Origin of the sequence: Alitabrizicola rongguiensis (assembly GCF_021491355.1) — a bacterium.
Taxonomy (GTDB): Bacteria; Pseudomonadota; Alphaproteobacteria; order Rhodobacterales; family Rhodobacteraceae; genus Aliitabrizicola; species Aliitabrizicola rongguiensis.
Window position 1 is genome coordinate 434,750 of the sequence record NZ_JAKENF010000003.1, and the last position, 23,220, is coordinate 457,969.

The window sequence follows — 23,220 nt, forward strand, 5'->3', positions numbered from 1 at the left end:
ATGACGAAAGACCCCGATTGGTGGCGCGGCGCGGTGATCTATCAGATCTATCCGCGCAGCTTCCAGGACAGCAACGGCGACGGCATCGGCGACCTCGCGGGTATCGCCGAACGCCTGCCGCACATCGCCAGCCTCGGGGCCGACGCGATCTGGCTGAGCCCGTTCTTCACCAGTCCGATGAAGGACTTCGGCTATGACGTGAGCGACTATTGCGACGTCGATCCGATGTTCGGGACCCTCAAGGATTTCGACCGGGTGGTCGAGCGTGCTCATGAGTTGGGTCTCAAGGTGATGATCGACCTCGTGCTGTCGCATACCTCGGACCAGCATCCCTGGTTCAAGGAAAGCCGCCAGAACCGGACGAACCCAAAGGCGAACTGGTATGTCTGGGCGGAACCCAAGCCCGACGGCACGCCGCCGAACAACTGGCTGTCGATCTTCGGTGGGTCGGCCTGGCAATGGGATGCGCGGCGCGAGCAGTACTACCTGCACAATTTCCTGACCTCGCAGCCCGACCTCAACTTCCACGAGCCGGCGGTGCAGGAGGCGCTTCTGGATGTCGAGCGCTTCTGGCTTAAGCGCGGGGTCGATGGTTTCCGCCTTGACACGATCAATTTCTACTTCTGTGACAAGTACTTGCGCGACAATCCTTCCCTGCCGAAAGAGCAGCGCAACGACCAGACTGCGCCGGCGGTCAACCCCTACAACCACCAGCTTCACCTATTCGACAAGAACCAGCCCGAGAACCTCGAATTCCTTAGGCGCTTCCGCAAGGAACTCGTGCCCTATGGCGCGGCGGCAGTGGGCGAGGTGGGCGACTCGCAGCGCGGGCTCGAGATCATGGCGGAATACACCTCGGGCGGCGACAAGGTGCAGATGTGCTACCCGTTCGAACTGTTGCAGCCCGGCCGGGTCACGGCTGCCGTGCTGGGCCAGACCTTCGACCGGCTGGCCAAGGCCGCGCCCGATGCCTGGCCCTGCTGGTCGACCTCGAACCACGACGTCGTGCGCACGCCGACGCGCTGGCACCTCTCGGATGCAGGGATGCGCGCCTATATCGTGATGCTCCTGTCCCTGCGCGGCTCGGTCTGCCTTTACCAGGGCGAGGAGCTGGGCCTGCCCGAGGCCGAGGTCGCCTTCGAGGATCTGCAGGACCCCTACGGCATCGAGTTCTGGCCCGAGTTCAAGGGCCGCGATGGCTGCCGCACGCCGATGGTATGGGACATGGACAACCGTCTTGGCGGCTTCTCGGCGGCTGAGAAAGCCTGGCTTCCGGTTCCGGCCGAACATCTGCGCCTTGCGGTGAACGCACAGGCGGGCGACCCCGCCTCGATGATCGAACACTATCGCCGCGCGCTTGCCTTCCGCAGGCTGCATCCGGTGCTGAAGACCGGAGACATGTCGGCGGTGACGGTTGACGGCGATCTTGCGACCTTCACCCGCAGCGAAGGGACCGCGACGATCTTCTGCGCTTTCAACCTTGGCGACGCTCCGAAGACTGTCCACCTGCCTGAGGGAACCTGGCGCAGCATCGGAATGGAAATCGGCTGCGCAGCGGTCGACGGCAACAAGACGATGCTCGGCGCCTGGGGCTATGCCCTGGCCGAACGGGCCTGAGCGACAAGGGGGAGGGGACGGACGATGGCCAACCTGCTGCTGAAGGACGTGGAGAAAGCCTATGGCGAGGTGAAGGTCCTCAAGGACATCAACCTCGACATCAAGACGGGCGAACTCATCGTCTTTGTCGGCCCCTCGGGCTGCGGAAAGTCGACGCTTCTGCGCATGATCGCCGGGCTGGAAAAGATCACCGGCGGCGATTTCACCATCGACGGCGACCGGATGAACGACGTGCCTCCGGCGCAGCGCGGTATCGCCATGGTGTTCCAGTCCTACGCGCTGTACCCGCACATGACGGTGCGCGACAACATGGCCTTCGCGCTGAAGATCGCGAAGAAATCGCAGGCCGAGATCGACAAGGCGATCGACAAAGCCGCGCGCATCCTGCAACTGACCCCCTATCTCGACCGCCTGCCCAAGGCGCTGTCGGGCGGCCAGCGCCAACGGGTCGCCATCGGACGGGCCATTGTGCGCGATCCGAAGGTCTATCTCTTCGACGAACCGCTCTCGAACCTTGACGCCGCTTTGCGGGTCGCGACACGGATCGAGATCGCGCAGTTGAAGGAGGCGATGCCCAACTCGACGATGATCTACGTCACCCATGACCAGGTCGAGGCGATGACGCTGGCGTCCCGCATCGTCGTGCTTGCCGGCGGCGGCATTGCCCAGGTCGGCACGCCGCTGGAGTTGTACGAGCGGCCCGAGAACGAGTTCGTCGCCCAGTTCATCGGCAGCCCGTCGATGAACCTTCTGCCCGGCGAGATCGTCGAGACCGGCGCGATGACCGTGGTCAAGCTCGACAATGGCGGGATCGCGCGTGCCACCATCCCCACGAAGGCTGCCGACATGGGGCTCAAGGTCAAGGTGGGTGTCCGGCCCGAAGACCTTCTGGCAACTGACGGCGAGGCTGTCTTCACCGGCGAGGTCGAGATCACTGAGGCGCTTGGCGAGGTGACGATCCTCTACTTCAAGCGACAGGGTGACGCGGCGCAGGTGATTGCCAAGCTGCCGGGCATCCATTCGGAACTGCGCCGCAAGACGGTGAAGCTCGGCACCGATCCGAAGAAGGTGCATCTCTTCGCCAACGGGCGCTCGCTGCTCTATCGTTGAAACCGGGACCCGTTGAACCGGCGGTCAGACCGCCGGGGGCATCAGGAAGAAGGTCATCGCGAAGACCAGATAGACCGCAAGGAGCATGACGCCCAAGAACCAGGCCGACCGGCCGGCCTGGGTCGTCAGGATTGCCGTGAGCGACGCGATCAGCATCATAACCACGGCGCCCGGCCAGAAATCCAGGCTCATCGGTTGCGGGCCGATGACATAGGAGAGAAGGACCAGCACCGGCGCGACAAACAGCGCGATCTGGGCCGCACTTCCGAGCGCGATCCCGACCGAAAGGTCCAGCCGGTCCTTGCGCGCGGCGGAGAAGGCCGATCCCATCTCGGCCGCGCCCCCCACAAGACCCACGACGATGAAGCCGACGAAGGCCGGAGTCAGACCGAGCGTCACCGCCGCTTCCTGGACTGAGCCGACGAAGACCTCGGACACCAGCGCGACGAGCAGCGTCGCCACGGCCAGCAGGATGAGGCTCGTCCGCACAGACCAGCCTTCGTGCGCGCCGGCCTCTTCCGCTGGCGTCTCATGGCTTGCGCCGGCGAATTCGCTCGAATGGGTCACCAGCGAGAACAGCATTCCCAGCCCGTAGGTCAAGATCAGCAGGACCGCCAGCCCGAGGCTGAGCGATTGGGCAAAGCCCGCTGCCCCTTCGGAGCGGGCGATGATCGATGGCACGAGAAGGGCGATGACCGACAGAAAGAGCAGGCCCGCTTGCAGCCGTGCGCCGCCCTTGTTGAATTCCTGTACATGGTGCTTGAGCCCGCCCAGAAGCAGGCTTCCCCCCAGCATGAACAGGGCATTCGTCGTGATCGCACCGGCGATCGAGGCCTTGACCAGCACGTATTCCCCGGCCCGCAGCGCCGCCAGCGAGATCACCAGTTCAGTCAGGTTGCCAAGCGTGGCGTTCAGCAGGCCCCCCGCCGCATCGCCGATCCGCTCCGCCACGGTCTCGGTCGAGCGGCTGAGCAGCGCCGCAAGCGGGACGATCGCCAGCACCGACAGCACGAACAGGAGCGTCGCGCTGGCCGGACGAAGATGTTCGACGGCAAAGAGGATCGGAACGAAGATCAGCAGTGCAAACAACGGCGTCGCACGCAGTTCCCGCAGAAGTATCGACATGATGGACGGGCCCCCTGGGCCGGCGGAATGCTTCCGAGACGACCGCTCCCCCGTGCGCACAGCCGACTACCTTGCGGTTCGGGGGTCAAGCTCTGTCTTGCGCCTTCACCTGGAAGGTTACTGTAACCGTCCAGGAGGTGGGACCAGCGGGCGGGCAAGGCGACATCACCACGGACCCGTTTCGCGATTGACAGGTCCGGCCCGGGAGCGCAGACCGGCTGCAGGAACCACGCGCGGCGATGATGTGCATCGCCGCAGGCCGGTGCGTCCTGTCCGGCCCGGCCCCATGGCCCCGCCCGGATCAGCCGGCGCGGGAACAGGAAATGGCCAAGGGTCAGTTACGTTCGAACAGGGAAGCCAAGAAGCCGAAGAAGGAAAAGCCGAAGCCGGTGGTCGTCGTGGCCAGCACTTCGGACCGGCTCAATGCCTCGCAAGGCAAGTCGCGCAGCCGGAAGGACTGACGACCGCCGTCCGGGGGCTTGGCAAGGGCACGGCTTCGCGGCAGGGTTGGCCGAAAGGAGGGCCCTGTCCATGGTTCAGGTGACGGAAGAGATGGTCGAAGCCTATCAGCGCGACGGGGTCGTGCTGATCAAGGGGCTCTGGGCCGATTGGGTCGACGTGATCCGAGCGGGCATCGAGCGCAACATGGCCGAGCCCGGACCGTATGCGGCGGAAAACCTCAAGCCCGGCGAGCCGGGGCGCTTCTTTGACGATTACTGCAACTGGGAGCGGATCCCAGAGTTCCAGCGCGTCATCCGCGAAAGCGAGGCGGCTTCTGTCGCTGCGAAACTCATGCGGTCCGATCATGTGCAGATGTTCCACGATCATGTGCTGGTGAAGGAGCCGGGCACCTCGAAGCCGACGCCCTGGCACCAGGACGGACCCTATTACTTCGTCGAGGGAAAGCAGACGGTGAGCTTCTGGTCGCCGGTCGACCCGGTGCGCGAGGCCTCGCTGCGCTGTGTCGCCGGATCTCATCGCTGGCCGAAGGAGGTGCTGCCGAAGCGCTGGCTGTCGGATACGTCCTTCTATCCCGACCCGGACAAGTACATGCCCGTCCCTGATCCGGATGCCGAGGGGATGACCGTGCTTGAATGGCAGATGGAGCCGGGCGATGCGGTGGCCTTCGACTATCGTACCCTGCACGGGGCGCGCGGGAATGAGGCGACGACCCGCCGCCGGGCCTTTTCGCTGCGCCTCTTGGGCGACGATGCGCGCTATGTCGATCGGCCGGGCCGCACCTCGCCGCCCTATCCGGGGCACGGGATGGCGGCCGGACAGCGGCTGCGCGAGGACTGGTTCCCGATGCTTCTGTGAAGGCGGAAGCGTCGGCAGGGGCATCGAGCCCCCTTCGCCGCTTCTGCCGCGGCCCCGTGTCACGGCGAGCGCGCAGGCAGTTGTCGCTTTACCTGCCGCATGAGACAAGCGGGGCCGGAGACCCGACCGATGACCGAACCGACCCCACCGCGCCGCTATTTTCCACCCCCTCCGCCGCTTGCGCCCAAGCCCAAGCCCGGGCTTTTCCGCCGGGTGCCTCCGGCGATCTTTCCGCCGATCCTCGGCGCGCTCGGTCTTGGCCTCGTCTGGCGGCAGAGCGGCTGGATGTTCGGCCTTCCCGACGGACTTGCGGAGATGTTCCTTGGCGCGATGACGCTGCTGTGGCTGTTCGCGGTCCTTGCTTATTGCGCCAAGATTGCCCGCCGACCGGGCGTTCTGGCCGAGGATCTGACGATCCTGCCGGGGCGGGCCGGGGTCTCGGCGCTGATGATGACGATCTACCAGATCGCGATGGTGCTTGGCCCCTATGCGGGCGCTGCGGCCCGGGGCCTTCTCTTCGGCGGCCTTGCCCTGCATCTCGCCCTCACCCTGTGGATCATCGGTACGCTTGCCAGGGCCACGGCTGCACAGCGCGAGGTGACGCCGGTCTGGCACCTGACTTTCGTCGGCCCGATCCTGGGGGCGGTCGCGGCGCAGATGCTGGGGCTCGAACCGCTGGCCCGGGTGATCTTCTGGGTGACATTGCCGCTTGCTGCCGGGATCGGCGCGGTCAGCCTCGTGCAGATCGTTCGCCGCGTTCCCCCGGCGCCGCTGCGGCCGCTGCTGGCCATCCACCTCGCGCCGCTGAGCCTCTTTGGCATGGTGGCGCTTGGCCTCGGCTGGCCGCAGGTGGCGCTGGTCTTTGCCGCGCTGGCGGTGACGCTGCTTCTCGCGCTGGTGGTTTCGCTGAAATGGCTGCTGGCGGCGGGGTTCACCGCGCTTTGGGGCGCGTTCACCTTTCCGCTCGCGGCCTTCGCGCGGCTGGTGCTGGGGCTGATGCCGGGGTCGCTGGCCGGCGGGGCCGTCCTGGTCGCGGCGACGATGGTGATCCTGCCGATCCTCGTGAGGCTCCTGCAGGACTGGGCCAAGGGCTCCCTCGCGGCGCGGACCAACGCCGCCGAGGCGTAAGGTAAGGGGGCGCTGCCCCCTCGCCCCGGACGGGTCCGGGGCTCACCCCCGGGGTATTTCGCGAGGAGAAATCAGATGAGCCGCACCCAGGCGCGGGCGAGGGCCAGGCCTGCCGCATCGGCGGACGCCCCGCGCGTGGTTGCGAGACGCGGATGGGCGGCGACCCAGCCGGGATGCAGCGCCTCGGTCAGGTCCGGGAACTCGCGGGTCCAGTCGGCGACGACGGCGCGGTTCGCCTCGAAATGGAACTGCGTCGCGTAGCTGGCGCGGCCGATGCGGAAGGCCTGGTTGCGGGCGATGTCGGCCGTGGCAAGGAGCGTTGCCTGCGGAGGCAGGGTGAAGGTGTCGCTGTGCCATTGGAAGATCGGGAAATCGGCGGGAGCGGCCGACAGAACCGGATCGGCGCGGCCGTCCTCGGTCAGCGTGACGTCGCACCAGCCGAATTCGCGGGCGATCGCAAGGTGGTTCTCGCCGCCCCAGGCCCGGGCCATCAGCTGGCTGCCGAGACAGATGCCAAGCACCGGCCGGTCGGCCTCGCCGAAGGCGCGGATCACGCGGGCGAGCTCGGGCAGGTAGGGGTGGATGTGATCGTCGATCGCCGACTGCTCGCCGCCGAAGACCACCAGCGCGTCATGCTCGCCCGTCTCCGGGTCGGGCAGGCGCCCGTCGGACCATGGCCGGAACTGCTCGATCAGCGCGCCGGCCTCGTGCAGGGCGACGCCGACCTGGCCGTGATGGGTGATCTTCGTGTTCTCGACAATTGCGACGCGCATGGGCAGACCTTGTGCAGATGTGGCGGTGATCCTCATCACTTTGGGGCCAGACCTGCAAGGGGGGCCGTTTTCGCCCTTGCCTTCCGGGCGTCCCCATGAAACAGGGAACCGCCAAACGAACACTCCCCATCCTGATGCCAAGGAGGCTCTCATGGAGATTCGCGAGGCTCTCACCTTCGACGACGTACTGCTGGTTCCGGCCGCTTCGAGCGTGCTGCCCTCGGACGCAGATACCTCGACCTTCGTCACCAAGTCGATCCGCATGACCATTCCGCTTCTGTCGAGCGCGATGGACACGGTGACCGAGGGGCGCATGGCCATCGCCATGGCGCAGGCGGGCGGGATCGGGGTGATTCACCGCAACCTGAACACCGAACAGCAGGCGGCCGAGGTGCGGCGGGTGAAGCGGTTTGAATCCGGCATCGTCTATGCGCCGATCACTCTGACCCCGGACCAGACGCTCGCCGATGCGAAGATCCTGCAGGAGCGTTACAACGTCACCGGTTTCCCCGTGGTCGATGAACTTGGCCGGGTCGTCGGGATCGTCACCAACCGTGACATGCGTTTCGCCTCGGACGACCGCACGCCGGTCAGGGTGATGATGTCCTCGAAGGATCTCGCCATGCTGCGCGAGCCGGTCGACCGCGAAGAGGCGATCAACCTGATGAAGGCGCGTCGGATCGAGAAACTTCTGGTGACCGACGGGCAGGGGAAACTGACCGGCCTGCTGACGCTGAAGGATACCGAGAAATCGGTGCTGAACCCGCATGCCTGCAAGGATGAGCTGGGACGGCTGCGCGTGGCCGCCGCCTCGACCGTGGGCGATGCCGGGTTCGAGCGGTCGAAGGCGCTGATCGACGCCGGCGTGGACATGGTGGTGATCGACACCGCGCATGGCCATTCCGAGGGCGTGGCCAAGGCGGTCGAACGGATCAAGGCGCTGTCGAATGCGGTGCAGGTGGTGGCGGGTAACGTCGCCACCGCCGAGGCGACGCGGGCGCTGATCGCTGCCGGGGCCGATGCGGTCAAGGTCGGGATCGGGCCGGGTTCGATCTGCACGACGCGGATCGTCGCGGGCGTGGGCGTGCCGCAGCTGACGGCGATCATGGATGCGGCGGGTGCGGCGGGCGACATCCCGGTCATCGCTGATGGCGGCATCAAGTATTCCGGCGACTTCGCCAAGGCGATCGCCGCCGGCGCCTCCTGCGCGATGGTGGGATCGGCGATTGCGGGGACCGACGAAAGCCCGGGCGAGGTGATCCTCTACCAGGGTCGCAGCTTCAAGTCCTACCGCGGCATGGGAAGCCTGGGTGCGATGGCGCGCGGCTCGGCCGATCGCTATTTCCAGAAGGATGCCGCCAGCGACAAGCTGGTGCCGGAAGGGATCGAGGGGCAAGTGCCTTACAAGGGGTCGGCGGCGGCTGTGATCCACCAGCTCGTCGGGGGTCTGAGGGCGGCAATGGGCTATACCGGCAACGCCACCATCGCCGAGATGCGGCGCAACTGCCAGTTCGTGCGGATCACCGGGGCGGGGCTGAAGGAAAGCCATGTCCATGACGTGCAGATCACCCGGGAAAGCCCGAACTACCGGCTGGGCTGACGCCTGCGCGTGATGGGGTGAGCAGAGGCAACTCGGTGTCCGAGTTGCCGCTTGACCATATCCCGCAGGGAGCGCTGGAATGGTCTGGCCTCATTGCCGGTGGAGAGGACGCCTTGACCAAAAGTTCGCCCGTTGTGCCGATCGGGGCCGCCTATTTCCCGGCGCCCAATCCTGGTCCGACCCGCGATTATCAGTTCGTCCTGGTTCCGGGCTTCACGCTGCTGGCCTTTGCCTCGGCAGTGGAGCCGCTGCGCATCGCCAATCAGCTGTCGCAGGCGCCGCTCTACCGCTGGCGCGTGGTGTCGGAGGACGGCGCGCCAGTGGTCAGCTCCTCGGGTATCGCGGTCGCCGTCGACGGGGCGCTTGGCCAACTCGACAAGGACAGTCACCTGTTGATCTGCGCCGGCAATCCGCCCATGGCGGCGGCGGCTCCGGGTGTCGTTTCGGCCGTCCAGCGGCACCACCGTTTCGGCGGCACGGTCGGCGGGATCTGCACCGGGGCCTTCGCGCTGGCCAAGGCCGGGATCGTTCGCGATGGACACTTTACCCTCCACTGGGAGAACCAGCCGGGTTTCGTCGAGACGTTCCGCAACCTTGTTCCAACCCTGAACCGGTTTGAGACCGACGGCCGGGTGATGACCTGCGGCGGCGGCGCGGCCTCGACCGACATGATGCTGTCGATCATCGCCTCGGACCACGGCACCGATTTCGCCGCGATGGTGTCGGAGATGTGCCTGCGCACGGTGATGTCGGGCGCGGAGCCCGAGCAGCGCAGTTCGCTTGCTGCGTTGATGTCCTCGCGCAATCCGGTGCTGATCGCCTCGATCACGCTGATGAACCGCCATATCGAGGACCCGCTGCCGATGGACGAACTGGCGGCGGCCACGGGCTACTGCCGGCGGCATCTCGAACGTCTGTTCATGAATGCCGTTGGCCAGACGCCCGGCCATTTCTACCGCGGACTTCGCCTCGACAGGGGGCGCAACCTTCTCAGCACCACCGACCTGACCCTGCAGGAGGTTGCCGTCGCCTGCGGTTATGCCTCGGTCGCGCATTTCTCGAAGAGCTTTCGGGCGCGGTATGGCACGGCACCCACGAAGCTCAAGCAGGGGTATGCCGCGCCGAAGCCACGCTAGAGGGCAATGCGATCGCGTCCCGCTCTGGGATCACCGCAAAGCCGGCGCGGGTCATGCCCCCCGGTATCGTTCACCCTGCTGGAGATGCTTTGGTGTCCGAATGCCAGAGCCCGTCGCGAAAGGTGAAAGCCTGCGCCGGGCGAGGCGCGAAGGCGTTCGTTGCCGGGGCATGGATCCAGGGCGTCACGCTCAAATGCGGCCCCTCGACATCGAGCACCGCGAAACCATGGTCACTTTCGCCTGCGCGGGCGCAAAGCGCCGTGCCGCACTGCATCTGGAACAGCGGGCGCGGCCGGTCCAGGCCGATGCCGAGGCCGATCGACCAATGGTGCAGGTGCCCGGACAGGACGATCCGGATGCCGGCTTCTGCCAGGGCGGGCAGGGCGGCGCGGGCCCCGCGCGTCTCGCCCCGGTCGAAGCCGGGTGGTTCCTCGAGCGGGTGATGGCAGACAAGGATGTTGATGGCCTCGGGCGGGCTTGTGCGGGCCGCCTGCAGGATTCGGTCGATCTCTGCCCGCCGCAAGCGACCGCGCCGCCAGCGCCAGGGATCTGCGGTGTTCGTTCCGTAAAGGCGCAGGGGGCCGACCTCGGCAAAAGGAGCCAGATCAGGCGATGCACCTGCGCGATAGCTGCGGAACGGCGCGAACAACCGGGCCGCAAGGTTGATGAGCGGTACGTCATGGTTGCCCGGAATGACCAGGAACGGCAGCCCGAGGCCATGCAGGAACGTCATGGCGCGCTGGAACTGGCCATGCCGCGCCCGGTGCGTCAGGTCGCCCGAAACCGCGACGAAATCGGGAAGGCAGACAGTCAGCGCCTCGCGTAGCGGATCGATCAGATCGGCCCGCTCCAGCCCGAAATGGAGGTCGGTCAGATGAACAAGCCGGGTCATGCCGTCTCCGCTGCCGGCACGATCACCGAAAGGGCGTCGCGGTGCATGCGCAGGTGGAAGGGGCCGGTCAGGCGGGCTTTCTCGCCATCGAAGGCAACAAGGCGTGTAGGATGGCGCGTGTCGATGGTCAGTTCGTCGGCGATGACCAGATCGAAATCCTGCCCATGCGACACGCTGCCGAAGGCAAGCCGGATCGCGGCCAGCATCAGCTCGGTTGGGCGCTTCCCCTTGGCAAGGAACAGCGCGAAATGCCCGTCTCGCACCGCTTCTGCCCCATCGAGTCCGAGCGCTTCGAGCTGATAGGGACTGCGCGCCGCGAAGGCCAGCGGCGTGTGGAAGTGGCGGGTTTCCTCGGCGACGGTCAGGGCGAGGTGCATCGGGTCGCGCAGGTCGCGCAAGGCCAGAAGCACCGACCAGTAGGCGGCAAGCCGGCTCCGGCCCCACCGCCGGTAGATGGCTTCGCGCCGTTCGAGGATTTCGGGGTAGATGCCGAAACTCGCATTGTTCAGGAAAAGCCTGCCATTCACTTCGCCAAGATCTACGGTCGCAACCTGTCCCGTCAGGATCGTGTCGAGGGCCGCCTCGAGTGTTTCTCCGACGCCGAGACCGCGCGCAAAATAGTTGAAGGTTCCTCCGGGCAGCACCGCCATGACAGCCTCGCTGCCGGCCAGAATCCCGGCGACGGCCGACTGCGTGCCGTCGCCCCCAAGCGCCACGACGATATCGGCTCCTTCTCGAACCGCTTCCTGCGCGGCACCCAGAATGGCGCTGCCCTTGCGTGCCGCATGGACGGCGAAGCCGGCAACAGCGGGCTCCAGCGTCTCGCGGATGATCCGTTCCTTGGCGAGCGCGTCCTTGCGGCCCGAGGCGGCGTTCAACACCACCGACAGGCGCGAGACTGAAAGGTCGATTGGGCGGGCGGGGGGCATCGGGGCTCCGAACCGGGGTCACGGTCGATCTTAGGGCGAATCCGCCGGGCGGCAACCGAGGCGCTTCGCATGGACAATCGCCTCGGGCGGCGGCTAAACCGGCAGCGAACCGGAGCGGATGGGCCGCAACGGACAAGAACAGGGAAGCGATCCGTGCAGGAATCTTCCTTTCGCGCCCGTCGGGTGCTGATAACCGGGGCAGGCGCGGCCGAGGGGATCGGTTTTGCCTGCGCACGCTGGCTTGCGCAGGCGGGGCATCATGTGGCGCTGGCCTCGACCACAGCGCGCATCCATGACCGGGTCGCCGAGCTTCATGCAGTTGGAGATTCGGCGAGCGGTCATGTGGCCGACCTGACGCGAGAGGCGGACGTGGCCCGTCTGGCAGCCGAGGTCGGCGCGATAGACATCCTCGTCAACAATGCCGGCATGGGATCGCTTGGTGCGCCGGCCCCTTGGGCCGACTTTGTCGACCAGCCGATGACCGAATGGTTTTCGACCCTGGACGTGAGCCTTGGCACGGCGGTCAGGGTGACGCGGGCCGTCCTGCCGGGGATGGTCGCCGCGGGCTGGGGCCGGGTGGTGATGATGGCCTCGGTCACCGGACCGGTCACCTCCATCGCCGGGAACTCGGCCTACGCCGCCGCGAAGGCCGGAATGATGGGGCTGACCCGCACCCTCGCGCTGGAGGTTGGGGGCCGCGGCGTCACGGTCAACGCCGTCGCACCAGGCTGGATCGCGACCTCGGCCCAGACCGAGGACGAAGCGCGTGCCGCCCGCGCCACGCCCCCCGGCCGCGCCGGTACGCCCGACGAAGTGGCGGCCTGCGTCTCCTTCCTGGCCAGCGAAGGTGCAAGCTATGTGAATGGGACGATGCTGGTCGTCGATGGCGGAAACACGATACAGGAGATGAAAGATGGATGATATCGCAATGGGATGCGGGCATCTTTTCATCTATTGCCGGAGGACTGAATGACCCCTGCCGCCCGCGCCGCCGCCGCGATCGAGATTCTCGACCGGGTCCTTGCTGGCGCTCCGGCCGAACAGACGCTGACGAACTGGGCCCGCGCCAGCCGATTTGCCGGGTCGGGTGACCGGCATGCCATTCGCGATCTGGTCTTTGATGCACTGCGCCGCCGCCGCTCCTTCGCCGCGCTTGGCGGGTCCGAATCCGGGCGCGGCCTGATCCTTGGCGGAATCCGCGCTGCGGGTGCCGATCCGGCGACGATCTTCAACGGCGCGGGTCATGCGCCGGCTCCGTTGAGCGAGGCCGAGCAAGGCGTGCCTGCCTCGCCCACCGGCCTGGCCGCGTTGGACTGCCCCGACTGGCTGGCCCCGCTGCTGCAACGCAGTCTTGGGCGCGACTTTCCCGCCGTGATGGAGGCGCTCCGCCACCGGGCGCCGGTCTTCGTGCGGGTCAACAGCCTCCGTGCAGCCCGCGACCAGGCAATCGCCGCGCTGAAGGAGGAGGGGATAGTCGCCCTGCCGCACCCCTTGGCGAGCACTGCGCTTGAAGTCGCGGAAAACGCGAGAAAAATTCAGGCATCCCAGGCTTACTCCTCTGGTCTTGTCGAGTTGCAGGATGCCGCCTCGCAGGCTGTGGTCGAGGCGTTGCCATTGGCGGACGGCCAACGTGTGCTCGACTATTGCGCGGGCGGCGGTGGCAAGACCCTTGCGATGGCAGCAAGGGCGCGGCTGCGGCTCTGGGCGCATGACATCGACCCCCGCCGCCTGCGCGACCTACCTGACCGCGCTGCGCGCGCCGAGGCGAAGGTGGCGCTGCTTGAAGGCAAGGCCGTGGACCGCGAAGCGCCATTCGACCTCGTCCTCACCGATGTTCCCTGCTCGGGATCGGGCAGTTGGCGACGGGCGCCCGAAGCGAAATGGACCTTCTCCGAAGCCCGGCTGGCGCAGCTGCTCGAGAGTCAGGCTGCCATCCTTGACAGGGCGTCAGGGCTGGTTGGAGAAGGCGGCAGCCTGGCCTATGCCACCTGTTCGATGATTGACGAGGAAAACGGCCGGCAGGTGGAGCGTTTCCTCCAGCGGCACCCCGATTGGTACATCGCCGCGGAACGACGGCTGACCCCCCTTGATGGAGGGGATGGATTCTATCTGGCAGTCCTCGGCCGGAATTGACTCTCCTTCAGGTTGTTTTTTCGCCCTTGCTCCGATTAAGTGCGACTTAACGGTTTTCCCTGCCAATCGGAGGGGTCGAATCTGTTCAGGGGGCTTCGGTGACGGTCGCTGCATCGAAAGGCGAGGGCGCACGACTGGGGCGTGGTCTGGCGCGCCTGGCGCCTCGGGCCTGGCTCCTGGTCGTTCTCGCGGTCGCGACGATGGCGCTTGCAATCCTGTCAGGACCGGGATTGCCGCGTCTTGCCTCCGGGGCAGCAACCTTCACCTTATGTCTGCTTGCCGTCGGGTTGCGGGTGATCGACTGGCGGACGAAACGCCGTAAGGCCAGCGATGTGATGCAGATCACCCGGTTGGTGGAGCAGGACGCCGCGCCCTGCTTTGCCACCGATCTCGACGGCGCGGTCCTGTATCGCAACGCCGCGGCCCGCGACCGTTTCGGCGAAGGTGCAGTGCCCAGCCTGGCCGCGGCGCTCGGCGATCATTTCGTATCCCCCGGGGCGCTCCTTTATCGCCTGCAAAGCCGCGCCCGCGCGGCCGGCGCCTCGCGCGAGGATGTGGTGACGCGGCGCGGCCACACGCGCCTGTCGGTTCATCGCCTGGATGAAACGCACTTTCTCTGGCGGCTGGAAGAGATGCTGGAACGTTCGGCCCCCGGCCGCGGTGCGGAAACGCTGAGCCTGCCGATGCTGGTGGCGAACAAGGCCGGCGTGGTGCTGTTCATGAACGAAGCGATGCGACGGTTGCTGGGCAGCCGGGTGCGGCAACTCGACCGCATCTTTGCGTCGCCTGACATCCGTTCGGGCGAGGAAGTCGTGATTGCGACGCCAGAAGGCCCGGTGCGCGCGCTGGCGGCAGAGGTCGAGGGTGCGGGGGACCGGCGTGAAATCTATCTGCTGCCGATCGGGCAGCAGTCGAGCGGACCCACACCGCGTTCGGACTTCGAGAACCTCCCGGTGGCCCTGTTGCGTCTGGACGGCTCGGCGCTGGTGCGTTCGGCTAATCATGCGGCGCGCGAGCTTCTGCGCTGGCCAGGGAACGACAAGCTGCGCCTGCCGGACCTTCTGGAAGGGCTTGGGCGGTCACTGTCGGACTGGACGCGCGATGTCCTGGCCGAGCGCGTGCCGGGCGGTACCGAAGTCCTGCGGCTGCGGAATTCCGAGGCGGATCGTTTCGTGCAGGTGACGCTGCGCCGGGTGGTCGAGGGCGACCGCGCCGAGGTGCTGGCGGTGCTGCATGACGCGACCGAGTTCAAGTCGCTCGAGGCGCAGTTCACCCAAAGTCAGAAGATGCAGGCCATCGGCCAGTTGGCCGGAGGGATCGCCCATGATTTCAATAACCTGCTGACCGCCATCTCGGGGCATTGCGATCTGCTGCTGCTTCGTCACCGGCCGGAAGAGCTGGAATATGCCGACCTCGTCCAGATCAGCCAGAATACCAATCGCGCGGCGGCGCTGGTGGGCAAGCTGCTTGCCTTTTCGCGCAAACAGACGCTGCAGCTCGAACCGACCGACCTGCAAGAGGTGCTGTCGGACCTGACACACCTGCTGAACCGACTGGTCGGCGAAAAAGTCCGGCTGGAACTGCGTCATGCGTCGGATGTCGGCTTCATCCGCTCGGACCGCCAGCAGCTGGAACAGGCGATCGTCAACCTCGTGGTCAATGCCCGCGATGCCATGCCGACGGGTGGGACCATCCGCATCCGGACCGAGCGGCGTGTCCTTGACGCCGAGGTCCAGCGCGATGGCGCCGTCATGCCTGCCGGCACTTATGCGGTCATCACAGTCAGCGACTCCGGAACAGGGATTGCGAAAGACATGATCGGCCGCATCTTCGACCCCTTCTTCACCACCAAGCGGCCGGGCGAGGGGACCGGGCTCGGCCTGTCGATGACCTATGGCTTCGTCAAGCAGACTGGCGGCTATATCTTTGTCGACAGCGAGTTGGGGCAGGGAACTGAATTCCAGCTCTATTTCCTCGAGCAAGAGCCCGATCCCGAAGCCACTGCGATCCCGGTGCTGCCACCCCTGCGCTCGCGGTCGCGCGAATTCGTCTCGCCGTTGCCTGCCATGCGGCCCGAGGACGGAGTGGTCCTTCTTGTCGAGGACGAGCCGCCGGTGCGGGCGGTCGCCTCGCGCGCCCTGCGACTGAAGGGTTTCACGGTTCTCGAGGCCGAAAACGCCGAAGCCGCGCTGAAGCTGCTCGAGGACCGCTCGGTCCAGGTCGACATCTTCGTGACGGATGTGGTCATGCCCGGCATGGACGGTCCAAGCTGGGTGATGAAGGCGCTCGAACAGCGGCCTCGGGCCAGAGTGGTTTTCATGTCGGGCTATGCCGAGGACAGCTTTGCCCACCGGCGCGAGCAGATCAACGGATCCGTCTTCCTGCCGAAGCCCTTCTCGCTGGCCGATCTTACCAGCACGGTGCAGCAGCAACTGCTGCATTGACCATCAGACCGGAGCCTGCTGTTCCAGCATGGATGAGCTTGTCCGCGGGGGAAGCGTCCGCCCCGCAGCTTTCCGGCTGCGCCAGGGCGCGCCGGGGTCCCGGCACTCAGCGCGGTCTGGGCTCCAACGGGGCCGAAGCAAGGCGAGGATCGGCGGGCGGGTTAGACCCGCCTCAGGCGTGGGGATGTACGCGCACGCCGCCCTCGCGGGCGCTCTGTGCCATGCCATGGATCACCCGCTCGATCGCCAGGGCATCGGCGAAATCGGGATGTGCCGGCTGGCCGCCGCCAATCGTCCGCAATAGCTCCGCGCATTCGATGACCTTCAGGTCGTTGAACCCCAACTGATGGCCCGGCGCCGGGCAGAAATGGCCATATGGCGGATGCGCAGGCCCGGTCAGGATGGTCTTGAATCCCTGTTCCGCCCTGGGTCCGGCATTCTGATAAAGATGCAGCTCGTTCATCCGCTCCTGGTCGAAGACGATCATGCCGCTCGTTCCGTGCAGTTCGAAGCCAAGGCGCGATTTGCGCCCCCAGGCCGAGCGCGAGATGACCATCGATCCCTGCGCGCCGTTGGCGAAGCGCAAAAGGACCGAGGCGGCATCTTCGGTTTCGACGGGGCGGCGGCCGGAGCCATCGGGCAGGGCGCGGGTTTCGTGGATCACCTGCATGTCGGCGACCAGGCTTTCGATCGGGCCCATCAGCGCATGGGCGAAACTGACAAGATGGCTGCCGATATCGCCGAGCGCGCCAAGACCCGCCTCCTCGATCCGCGCGCGCCAGGTCCAGGGCAGGTCGGGATCGGCCTGGTAGTCCTCGTCGACCCAGCCGCGGAACTGCACCGGTCGGCCGATCGCGCCCGCCGCCACCAGCCGCTGCGCATGGGTGATGGCCGGGTTGCGCAGGTAGTTGTAGCCCACCATCGTCACGACGCCGGCCTCTCGCGCTGCCCGCTCCATCTCCTCTGCCTGCGCAAGCGTCAGCGCCATCGGCTTTTCGCACCAGATATGCTTGCCCGCCTTCAGCGCGGCCAAGGCGATCGGATGGTGCATCTGGTTCGGCGTAGTGATCGACACGACATCGACCGCGGGGTCTGCAACCAGGGCCTGCCAATCGCCCGTGGCGCGGGCGAATCCGAATTGGTCGGCAAAAGCGGCAGCCCGGTCGGACGGGGTGTCGCAAAGCACCTCGAGGCGAACGTCCGGCATCGCGCCCAGGTCCCGCCCCATCACCGCCTTGACATTCCGCCAGGCCAGCGCATGGGTCTTGCCCATGAACCCCGTTCCGATCAGACCGACACCCACCGACCCCATGTTCACCTCCGCCGCTCCGCTTTCATGCTTTCTGGTTGGAATATTTTTTCCATGCTGCTAGCCTGATCGCAAGGGTCGCTGTCAAGGACATTCGCATGGACGCCGCCACGCGCCTTTCCGCCCCCGCCACGGTCGAGGAATTCCGCGACCGGCTTGCCGTGATCACCGATACGCTGCCCAAAAGGCTGCGCCAATGCGCCGACTTCATTGGCGCCCATACGGATCGCATTGCCGTTTCGACCGTTGCCGATCTGGCCGCCGGCGCAGACGTGCCGCCGTCGGCCCTGATGCGCTTCTGCCAGATCATGGGCTTTACGGGCTTTTCCGAGATGCAGAAGCTCTTCCGCGAGGCCTACGTTCCGGGCTGGCCGGATTACTCGACGCGGCTGAGGAACCTGAAGGAGAACGGAGCGGGCAGCCCCGGCGCGCTGGTTGCCGAATTCGTCGAGGCGGGGCGGCTCTCGCTTGAGGTTTTGGCCAAATCGCTGGACGAAACCGCGCTCGACGCGGCAGTGCAGCTTCTGGCCAAGGCCGATACGGTTCATGTCGTGGGGATGCGGCGGGCCTTCCCCGTGGCGTTCTACATGGTGTATGTCTTTGAAAAGATGCAGGTTCCCGCGATGCTGCACGATGCGGTCGGCAAGCTGGACCACCGCTATGCCCTGCGTCCCGGCGACGCGATTCTGGCCATCACCTTCGCTCCCTATTCGGAAGAGACGCTGACCCTGGCACAGGATGCCCGGGATCGAGGTCTGCCGGTCGTCGCGATGACCGACCAGTTGACCAGTCCACTCGCGCGCCAGTCGGATGCGGTGCTGACCGTGCCCGAGGTGGACTTTGGCGCTTTCCGGTCGCTTTCAGCGACGATCGCCATGGCCCTGTCGCTGGCCGTGGCCGTGGGCACGGCCCGCGGCTGACCCCCTGGCGCGGTCCCGCGAAGAAAAGGCTTTCCCCACGCAGCGGAATGGAATAAATATTCCAAAACCGCATCGCCGGTGTGAGTCTCGCGCCAATGCCGGGACACCTGACGGGGGGAGAGTAGCGCATGAAGACGCTCGACGTCATTACCATCGGCCGCTCATCGGTCGACCTTTATGGCGCGCAGGTCGGCGGTCGGCTCGAGGATATGGGGTCGTTCCAGAAATATGTCGGTGGCTCGCCCACCAACATGGCGACCGGCACCGCTCGGCTGGGCTTGAAATCGGCGCTTATCACCCGGGTCGGCGACGAGCATATGGGCCGTTTCCTGCGCGAGGAACTGGCAAGGGAGGGCGTCGATGTCCGGGGCGTCAAAACGGACCCCGAGCGACTGACGGCGCTGGTCCTGCTTGGCATCCGCGACGACAAGCAGTTTCCGCTTATCTTCTACCGCGAGAACTGCGCCGACATGGCGCTGTGCGAGGATGACATCGACGAAGGCTTCATTGCCGAGGCCCGTGCCGTTGTCGCGACCGGCACTCACCTGAGCCATCCGCGCACCGAGGCGGCGGTTCTGAAAGCGCTGACACTCGCCCGCAAGCATGGGGCAGAGACGGCGCTCGACATCGACTACCGCCCGAACCTCTGGGGCCTGTCCGGCCATGGCGACGGCGAGAACCGCTTCATCGAAAGTGCGGCGGTGACGGCGAAATTGCAGAAGACCCTGCACCTGTTCGACCTGATCGTCGGCACCGAGGAAGAGTTCCACATCGCCGGCGGTACGACCGACACCATTGCAGCGCTGAGTGCGGTGCGGGCGCTGTCGAAGGCGACACTGGTCTGCAAGCGCGGGCCGATGGGGGCGGCGGCCTTTACCGGGGCGATTCCCGACTCTCTCGATCAGGGCGAAGCCGGGCCGGGCTTCCCGATCGAGGTCTTCAATGTGCTGGGCGCCGGCGACGGCTTCATGTCCGGCCTCATCAAGGGCTGGCTCGACGGCGAACCCTGGCCGGTGGCGCTGAAATACGCCAATGCCTGCGGCGCTTTCGCGGTCAGCCGTCACGGCTGCACGCCGGCCTATCCCAGCTGGGAAGAACTTCAATTCTTCCTCAACCGTGGCATCACCACCCCTGCGCTGCGCAAGGACGCGGAGCTTGAGCAGGTCCATTGGGCCACGAACCGCCATGGCGACTGGTCGACCATGCGGGTCTTTGCCTTCGATCACCGGATGCAGCTTGAGGCGATGGAGGGTGCGACGCCGGAAAGGATTGGCGCCTTCAAGGAGTTGTGCCTTGATGCTGCGCTGCGGGTCCGCAACGGCACGGCCGGCCACGGCATCCTCTGCGATGGTCGTCTGGGGCGGAAGGCGCTTTATCGCGCCGCCGGAAGCGGGCTGTGGATTGGCCGGCCGGTCGAATGGCCAGGTTCGCGCCCGTTGACGCTGGAACCCGAGATCGGCCCCGACTATGGCGGCTTGTCGGAATGGCCGCTCGAGCATGTCGTCAAGGTGCTGTGCTTCTACCACCCGGACGACACCCCCGAGACGAAGGCAGAGCAGGAGGCCGTGGTCACGCGGCTTTTTCACGCGTCACGGCGTAACAGGCTGGAAATGCTACTGGAAATCATTCCGTCCAAAGTCGGCCCGGTAACGGACACAACCTCGGCCGAGGTCATCCAGCGTTTCTACGACATCGGGGTGACGCCTGACTGGTGGAAACTTGAACCCTTCTCCAGCGATGCCGCCTGGACTGCTGCCTGCGAGGCCATCAACCGTAACGACCCGCGCACCCGGGGCATCGTCGTGCTTGGGCTGGATGCGGGAGAAGAGGAACTTGCCGCTTCGCTGGCCCTCGCGGCCCGGCATGATCTGGTCAAGGGCTTTGCTGTCGGCCGTACCATCTTCGGTGATGCGGCGCGTGGCTGGCTGGCCGGGACGCTGAGCGACGCCGAGGCCGTTGAGATGATGACCGAACGCTATGCCCGCCTCTGCCGCATCTGGGACGAGGCGCGCGCGAAGAAAGGACTAGCAGCATGACGACGATCCGATTGACTGCGGCACAGGCAATGGTGCGCTGGCTCGCTGCCCAGGAATGCGAAGAGGGCAGCCGTTTCATCGAAGGCGTCTGGGCGATCTTCGGCCATGGCAACGTAGCCGGGATCGGCGAGGCGCTGCATGGCGCGCGCGACGTTCTGCCGACCTGGCGCGGGCATAATGAGCAGACCATGGCCCACACCGCGATCGCCTATGCCAAGGCGATGAAGCGGCGCAAGGCGATGGCGGTGACGACCTCGATCGGGCCGGGGGCGCTGAACATGGTGACCGCCGCGGCGCTGGCCCATGTGAACCGCCTGCCGGTGTTGCTGATCCCGGGCGATGTCTTTGCCAACCGCGCGCCCGATCCGGTGCTGCAGCAGGTCGAGAGCTTTGGTGACGGCACGGTCAGCGCCAATGACTGCTTCCGCCCTGTCAGCCGCTATTTCGACCGCATCCAGCGGCCCGAGCAACTGCTGACGGCGCTGCCCCGCGCATTGCGGGTGATGACAGATCCGGCAGAATGCGGGCCGGTGACGCTCGCCTTCTGCCAGGATGTGCAGGCCGAAGCCTATGACTGGCCAGAGGAATTCTTCGCGCCCAAGGTCTGGCGCATCCGCCGGCCCGAGCCGGACCGTGAAGAACTCGCGGTGGCGCTCGCGGCGTTGAAGGCGGCGAAGAGCCCCGTGATCGTCGCCGGTGGCGGCGTGATCTATTCCGGCGCAGAGGCCGAGCTGGCGGAGTTCGCCGCCGCCCATGACATCCCCGTGGTCGAGACACAGGCTGGCAAGTCGGTCATGGGCTTCGACCATCCGCTGAACTTCGGACCCGTCGGCGTGACCGGCGCGTCGAGCGCGAACATTGTCTGCGAAACCGCCGATCTGGTGATCGGTCTCGGCACGCGGTTCCAGGACTTCACCACCGGCAGCTGGTCGCTCTTCAAGAACCCGAAGCGCCGGATTCTGTCGATCAACGTCCAGCCCTATGACGCGGCCAAGCATGGCGCGATCAGCCTGGTCTCCGACGCGAAGGTCGCGCTGGAACTCATTGACAAGGCGTTGGGAAATCATCGCTACGCCAAACCGGACCAAGCCTTGCGCAAGGACTGGTTCGCGGCCACCGCCGCCGTCAAGGCGGCGCCGCAGCCCGGCAATGCCCTGCCGACCGACGCCCAGGTGATCGGGGCGGTCAACCGCACGGCCGGGGCAGAGACGATCGTCATGGGTGCGGCTGGCACCATGCCGGGCGAGTTGCACAAGATCTGGGATGCCGCGCCAGGCGGCTATCACATGGAATACGGCTTCTCCTGCATGGGCTACGAGATTGCCGGTGCGCTCGGGATCAAGATGGCCCGGCCCGAGGCCGACGTTATCTGCATGGTCGGCGACGGCAGCTACATGATGGCGAACTCTGAACTTGCGACTGCGGTGATGATGGGCGTGCCCTTCACCGTGGTCGTGACCGACAACCGTGGTTATGGCTGCATCAACCGTCTGCAGAAGGGCACCGGGGGTGCCGGCTTCAACAACCTGCTTGACGAAGCCTACCACGTGAACCCTTCAGCCATCGATTTCGTCGCCCACGCGGCCAGCATGGGCGCGAAAGCGGTTAAAGCCAGGGATATCAAGGCTCTGGGAGAAGAGCTTGCAAAGGCGAAGGGGGCCGACCGGCCGGTGGTGATCGTCATCGACACCGATCCCTGGCCCTCGACCGAGGCGGGCGGGACCTGGTGGGACGTGGCTGTGCCCGAGGTCTCGGTGCGCAAGGAAGTGAACGCGGCCCGCGCGAAATACGAAGCAGGCACCGGCAAACAACGCCTGGTGGATTGAGGCAGAGAAAGATGATCCTGTACGGAACCAACCCGATTGCCTGGTCGAATGATGACGACCAGAGGCTCGGCGCGCATATCACGCTCGAGCAATGCCTGGACGAAACCGCTAAGATCGGCTTTGATGGCATTGAAAAGGGACACAAATTCCCGACGACGGTCGCCGGACTTAAGGAGGTCCTCGATCCGCGTGGGCTGAAGTTCGTCTCGGGCTGGCATTCGACCAACCTGCTGGTGAATCCGGTCGAGGCCGAGAAGGTGGCGATGCAGCCGTTCCTCGACATCCTCAAGGGGACGGGATGCAAGGTCATCATCGTCTGCGAGACCTCGAATGCCATCCACGGCAATGACAAGGTGGCGGTCAATGACCGACCGCGCCTGAGCGAAGGTCAGTGGAAAAGCTTCGGCCAAGGTATTGAGGCGCTGGCGAAATTTGCCGCGGAGCAGGGCATCACCCTAGTTTATCACCATCACATGGGCACCGTCGTCGAGGCGGAATGGGAGATCGACCGTCTCATGGCCGAGACCGGGCCACATACGCATCTGCTGCTGGACACGGGGCATTGCTATTTCGGCGGCGGCGACCCGACGCGACTGGCCAAGAAGCACATGGGGCGGGTACGGCATATCCATGCCAAGAACGTCAGGCCCGACGTCCTCGCGCAGGTTCGTGAACAGGGGCTGTCCTTCCTTGAAGGCGTAAGGCGCGGCGTCTTCACCGTGCCGGGGGATGCCGAGGGGGCGGTGGACTTCCTGCCGGTGCTCGAAAGCGCCGCGCTGCATGGCTACAAGGGCTGGCTGGTGATCGAGGCCGAACAGGATGCCGCCGTGCGCAACCCGTTCGAGTACCAGTCGCTCGGGCTTCGCTCGCTGAAGGCTTTTGCCCGCCGCGCGGGGCTCGACCGGGGCTGAGGCGGGATATGACA

Annotated in this window: 19 protein-coding genes; 14 read left to right on the forward strand and 5 right to left on the reverse strand. The window is 66.1% G+C overall.

The window, feature by feature from the left end; translation table 11 throughout:
* Positions 1–1,617 carry an alpha-glucosidase gene (locus tag L0V05_RS13615; RefSeq protein ID WP_234871343.1) on the forward strand — a complete coding sequence of 539 codons (1,617 nt, stop codon included), beginning with the start codon at positions 1–3 and terminating at the stop codon, positions 1,615–1,617.
* Positions 1,618–1,641: 24 nt separating this feature from the next.
* Positions 1,642–2,727, forward strand: a complete 1,086-nt coding sequence (locus L0V05_RS13620) for an ABC transporter ATP-binding protein (protein WP_234871345.1) — start codon at positions 1,642–1,644, stop codon at positions 2,725–2,727.
* Positions 2,728–2,751: 24 nt separating this feature from the next.
* Here L0V05_RS13620 and cax read toward each other — a convergent pair whose 3' ends face one another.
* Positions 2,752–3,852: a calcium/proton exchanger gene (gene cax / locus L0V05_RS13625; RefSeq protein ID WP_234871347.1), complete on the reverse strand. Its 1,101-nt coding sequence runs from the start codon at positions 3,850–3,852 to the stop codon at positions 2,752–2,754.
* Positions 3,853–4,175: 323 nt separating this feature from the next.
* On the opposite strand from cax, the gene L0V05_RS13630 reads away from it, so the two are divergent.
* The 3 genes from L0V05_RS13630 (at position 4,176) to L0V05_RS13640 (ending at position 6,297) form a co-directional block, all read left to right on the forward strand.
* Positions 4,176–4,313: a hypothetical protein gene (locus L0V05_RS13630; RefSeq protein WP_234871348.1), complete on the forward strand. Its 138-nt coding sequence runs from the start codon at positions 4,176–4,178 to the stop codon at positions 4,311–4,313.
* A gap of 70 nt (positions 4,314–4,383) precedes the next feature.
* Positions 4,384–5,169: a phytanoyl-CoA dioxygenase family protein gene (locus L0V05_RS13635; protein ID WP_406565975.1), complete on the forward strand. Its 786-nt coding sequence runs from the start codon at positions 4,384–4,386 to the stop codon at positions 5,167–5,169.
* Between the two features lie 129 nt (positions 5,170–5,298).
* Complete coding sequence (locus L0V05_RS13640; RefSeq protein WP_234871351.1) at positions 5,299–6,297, forward strand: TDT family transporter; 999 nt, start codon at positions 5,299–5,301, stop codon at positions 6,295–6,297.
* Between the two features lie 71 nt (positions 6,298–6,368).
* Here the strand turns inward: L0V05_RS13640 and L0V05_RS13645 are convergent, their stop codons facing one another.
* Positions 6,369–7,070: a type 1 glutamine amidotransferase gene (locus tag L0V05_RS13645; protein ID WP_234871353.1), complete on the reverse strand. Its 702-nt coding sequence runs from the start codon at positions 7,068–7,070 to the stop codon at positions 6,369–6,371.
* Between the two features lie 151 nt (positions 7,071–7,221).
* Between L0V05_RS13645 and guaB the strand changes: the two genes are divergently transcribed.
* The gene (gene guaB / locus L0V05_RS13650) at positions 7,222–8,670 is read left to right on the forward strand and encodes an IMP dehydrogenase (protein ID WP_234871355.1); all 1,449 of its coding nucleotides are present in this window, start codon (positions 7,222–7,224) and stop codon (positions 8,668–8,670) included.
* Between the two features lie 113 nt (positions 8,671–8,783).
* The gene (locus L0V05_RS13655; protein WP_234871357.1) at positions 8,784–9,806 is read left to right on the forward strand and encodes a GlxA family transcriptional regulator; all 1,023 of its coding nucleotides are present in this window, start codon (positions 8,784–8,786) and stop codon (positions 9,804–9,806) included.
* A 70-nt stretch (positions 9,807–9,876) separates the two neighbouring features.
* Here L0V05_RS13655 and L0V05_RS13660 read toward each other — a convergent pair whose 3' ends face one another.
* Together L0V05_RS13660 and L0V05_RS13665 are read right to left on the reverse strand one after the other, a co-directional pair.
* The gene (locus L0V05_RS13660) at positions 9,877–10,698 is read right to left on the reverse strand and encodes a metallophosphoesterase family protein (RefSeq protein WP_234871359.1); all 822 of its coding nucleotides are present in this window, start codon (positions 10,696–10,698) and stop codon (positions 9,877–9,879) included.
* Entirely contained in the window at positions 10,695–11,627 is a 933-nt protein-coding gene (locus L0V05_RS13665) for a diacylglycerol/lipid kinase family protein (protein ID WP_234871361.1), read from the reverse strand. Before L0V05_RS13665 ends, L0V05_RS13660 begins: the two co-directional genes overlap by 4 nt.
* A 153-nt stretch (positions 11,628–11,780) precedes the next feature.
* Between L0V05_RS13665 and L0V05_RS13670 the strand changes: the two genes are divergently transcribed.
* The 3 genes from L0V05_RS13670 (at position 11,781) to L0V05_RS13680 (ending at position 16,204) form a co-directional block, all read left to right on the forward strand.
* The gene (locus L0V05_RS13670) at positions 11,781–12,548 is read left to right on the forward strand and encodes an SDR family NAD(P)-dependent oxidoreductase (RefSeq protein ID WP_234871362.1); all 768 of its coding nucleotides are present in this window, start codon (positions 11,781–11,783) and stop codon (positions 12,546–12,548) included.
* A gap of 48 nt (positions 12,549–12,596) precedes the next feature.
* Positions 12,597–13,760, forward strand: a complete 1,164-nt coding sequence (locus L0V05_RS13675; protein WP_234871364.1) for an RsmB/NOP family class I SAM-dependent RNA methyltransferase — start codon at positions 12,597–12,599, stop codon at positions 13,758–13,760.
* Between the two features lie 200 nt (positions 13,761–13,960).
* Positions 13,961–16,204 (forward strand): hybrid sensor histidine kinase/response regulator, encoded by a 2,244-nt coding sequence (locus L0V05_RS13680; RefSeq protein ID WP_234872197.1) that lies wholly within the window; start codon positions 13,961–13,963, stop codon positions 16,202–16,204.
* Positions 16,205–16,376: 172 nt separating this feature from the next.
* Here the strand turns inward: L0V05_RS13680 and L0V05_RS13685 are convergent, their stop codons facing one another.
* On the reverse strand, positions 16,377–17,516 hold the full coding sequence (locus tag L0V05_RS13685; protein WP_234871366.1) for a Gfo/Idh/MocA family protein: 1,140 nt from the start codon (positions 17,514–17,516) through the stop codon (positions 16,377–16,379).
* Between the two features lie 95 nt (positions 17,517–17,611).
* Between L0V05_RS13685 and L0V05_RS13690 the strand changes: the two genes are divergently transcribed.
* The 4 genes from L0V05_RS13690 to iolE all read left to right on the forward strand — a co-directional run bounded on the left by L0V05_RS13690 (position 17,612) and on the right by iolE (position 23,206).
* Complete coding sequence (locus L0V05_RS13690) at positions 17,612–18,433, forward strand: MurR/RpiR family transcriptional regulator (protein ID WP_234871369.1); 822 nt, start codon at positions 17,612–17,614, stop codon at positions 18,431–18,433.
* 128 nt (positions 18,434–18,561) lie between these two features.
* On the forward strand, positions 18,562–20,469 hold the full coding sequence (locus L0V05_RS13695; RefSeq protein ID WP_234871371.1) for a bifunctional 5-dehydro-2-deoxygluconokinase/5-dehydro-2-deoxyphosphogluconate aldolase: 1,908 nt from the start codon (positions 18,562–18,564) through the stop codon (positions 20,467–20,469).
* Entirely contained in the window at positions 20,466–22,295 is a 1,830-nt protein-coding gene (iolD, locus tag L0V05_RS13700) for a 3D-(3,5/4)-trihydroxycyclohexane-1,2-dione acylhydrolase (decyclizing) (RefSeq protein ID WP_234871373.1), read from the forward strand. The genes L0V05_RS13695 and iolD overlap by 4 nt, the downstream gene beginning before the upstream one ends.
* Positions 22,296–22,306: 11 nt before the next feature.
* Positions 22,307–23,206 (forward strand): myo-inosose-2 dehydratase, encoded by a 900-nt coding sequence (gene iolE, locus L0V05_RS13705; protein WP_234871375.1) that lies wholly within the window; start codon positions 22,307–22,309, stop codon positions 23,204–23,206.
* Positions 23,207–23,220: the final 14 nt, after the last annotated feature.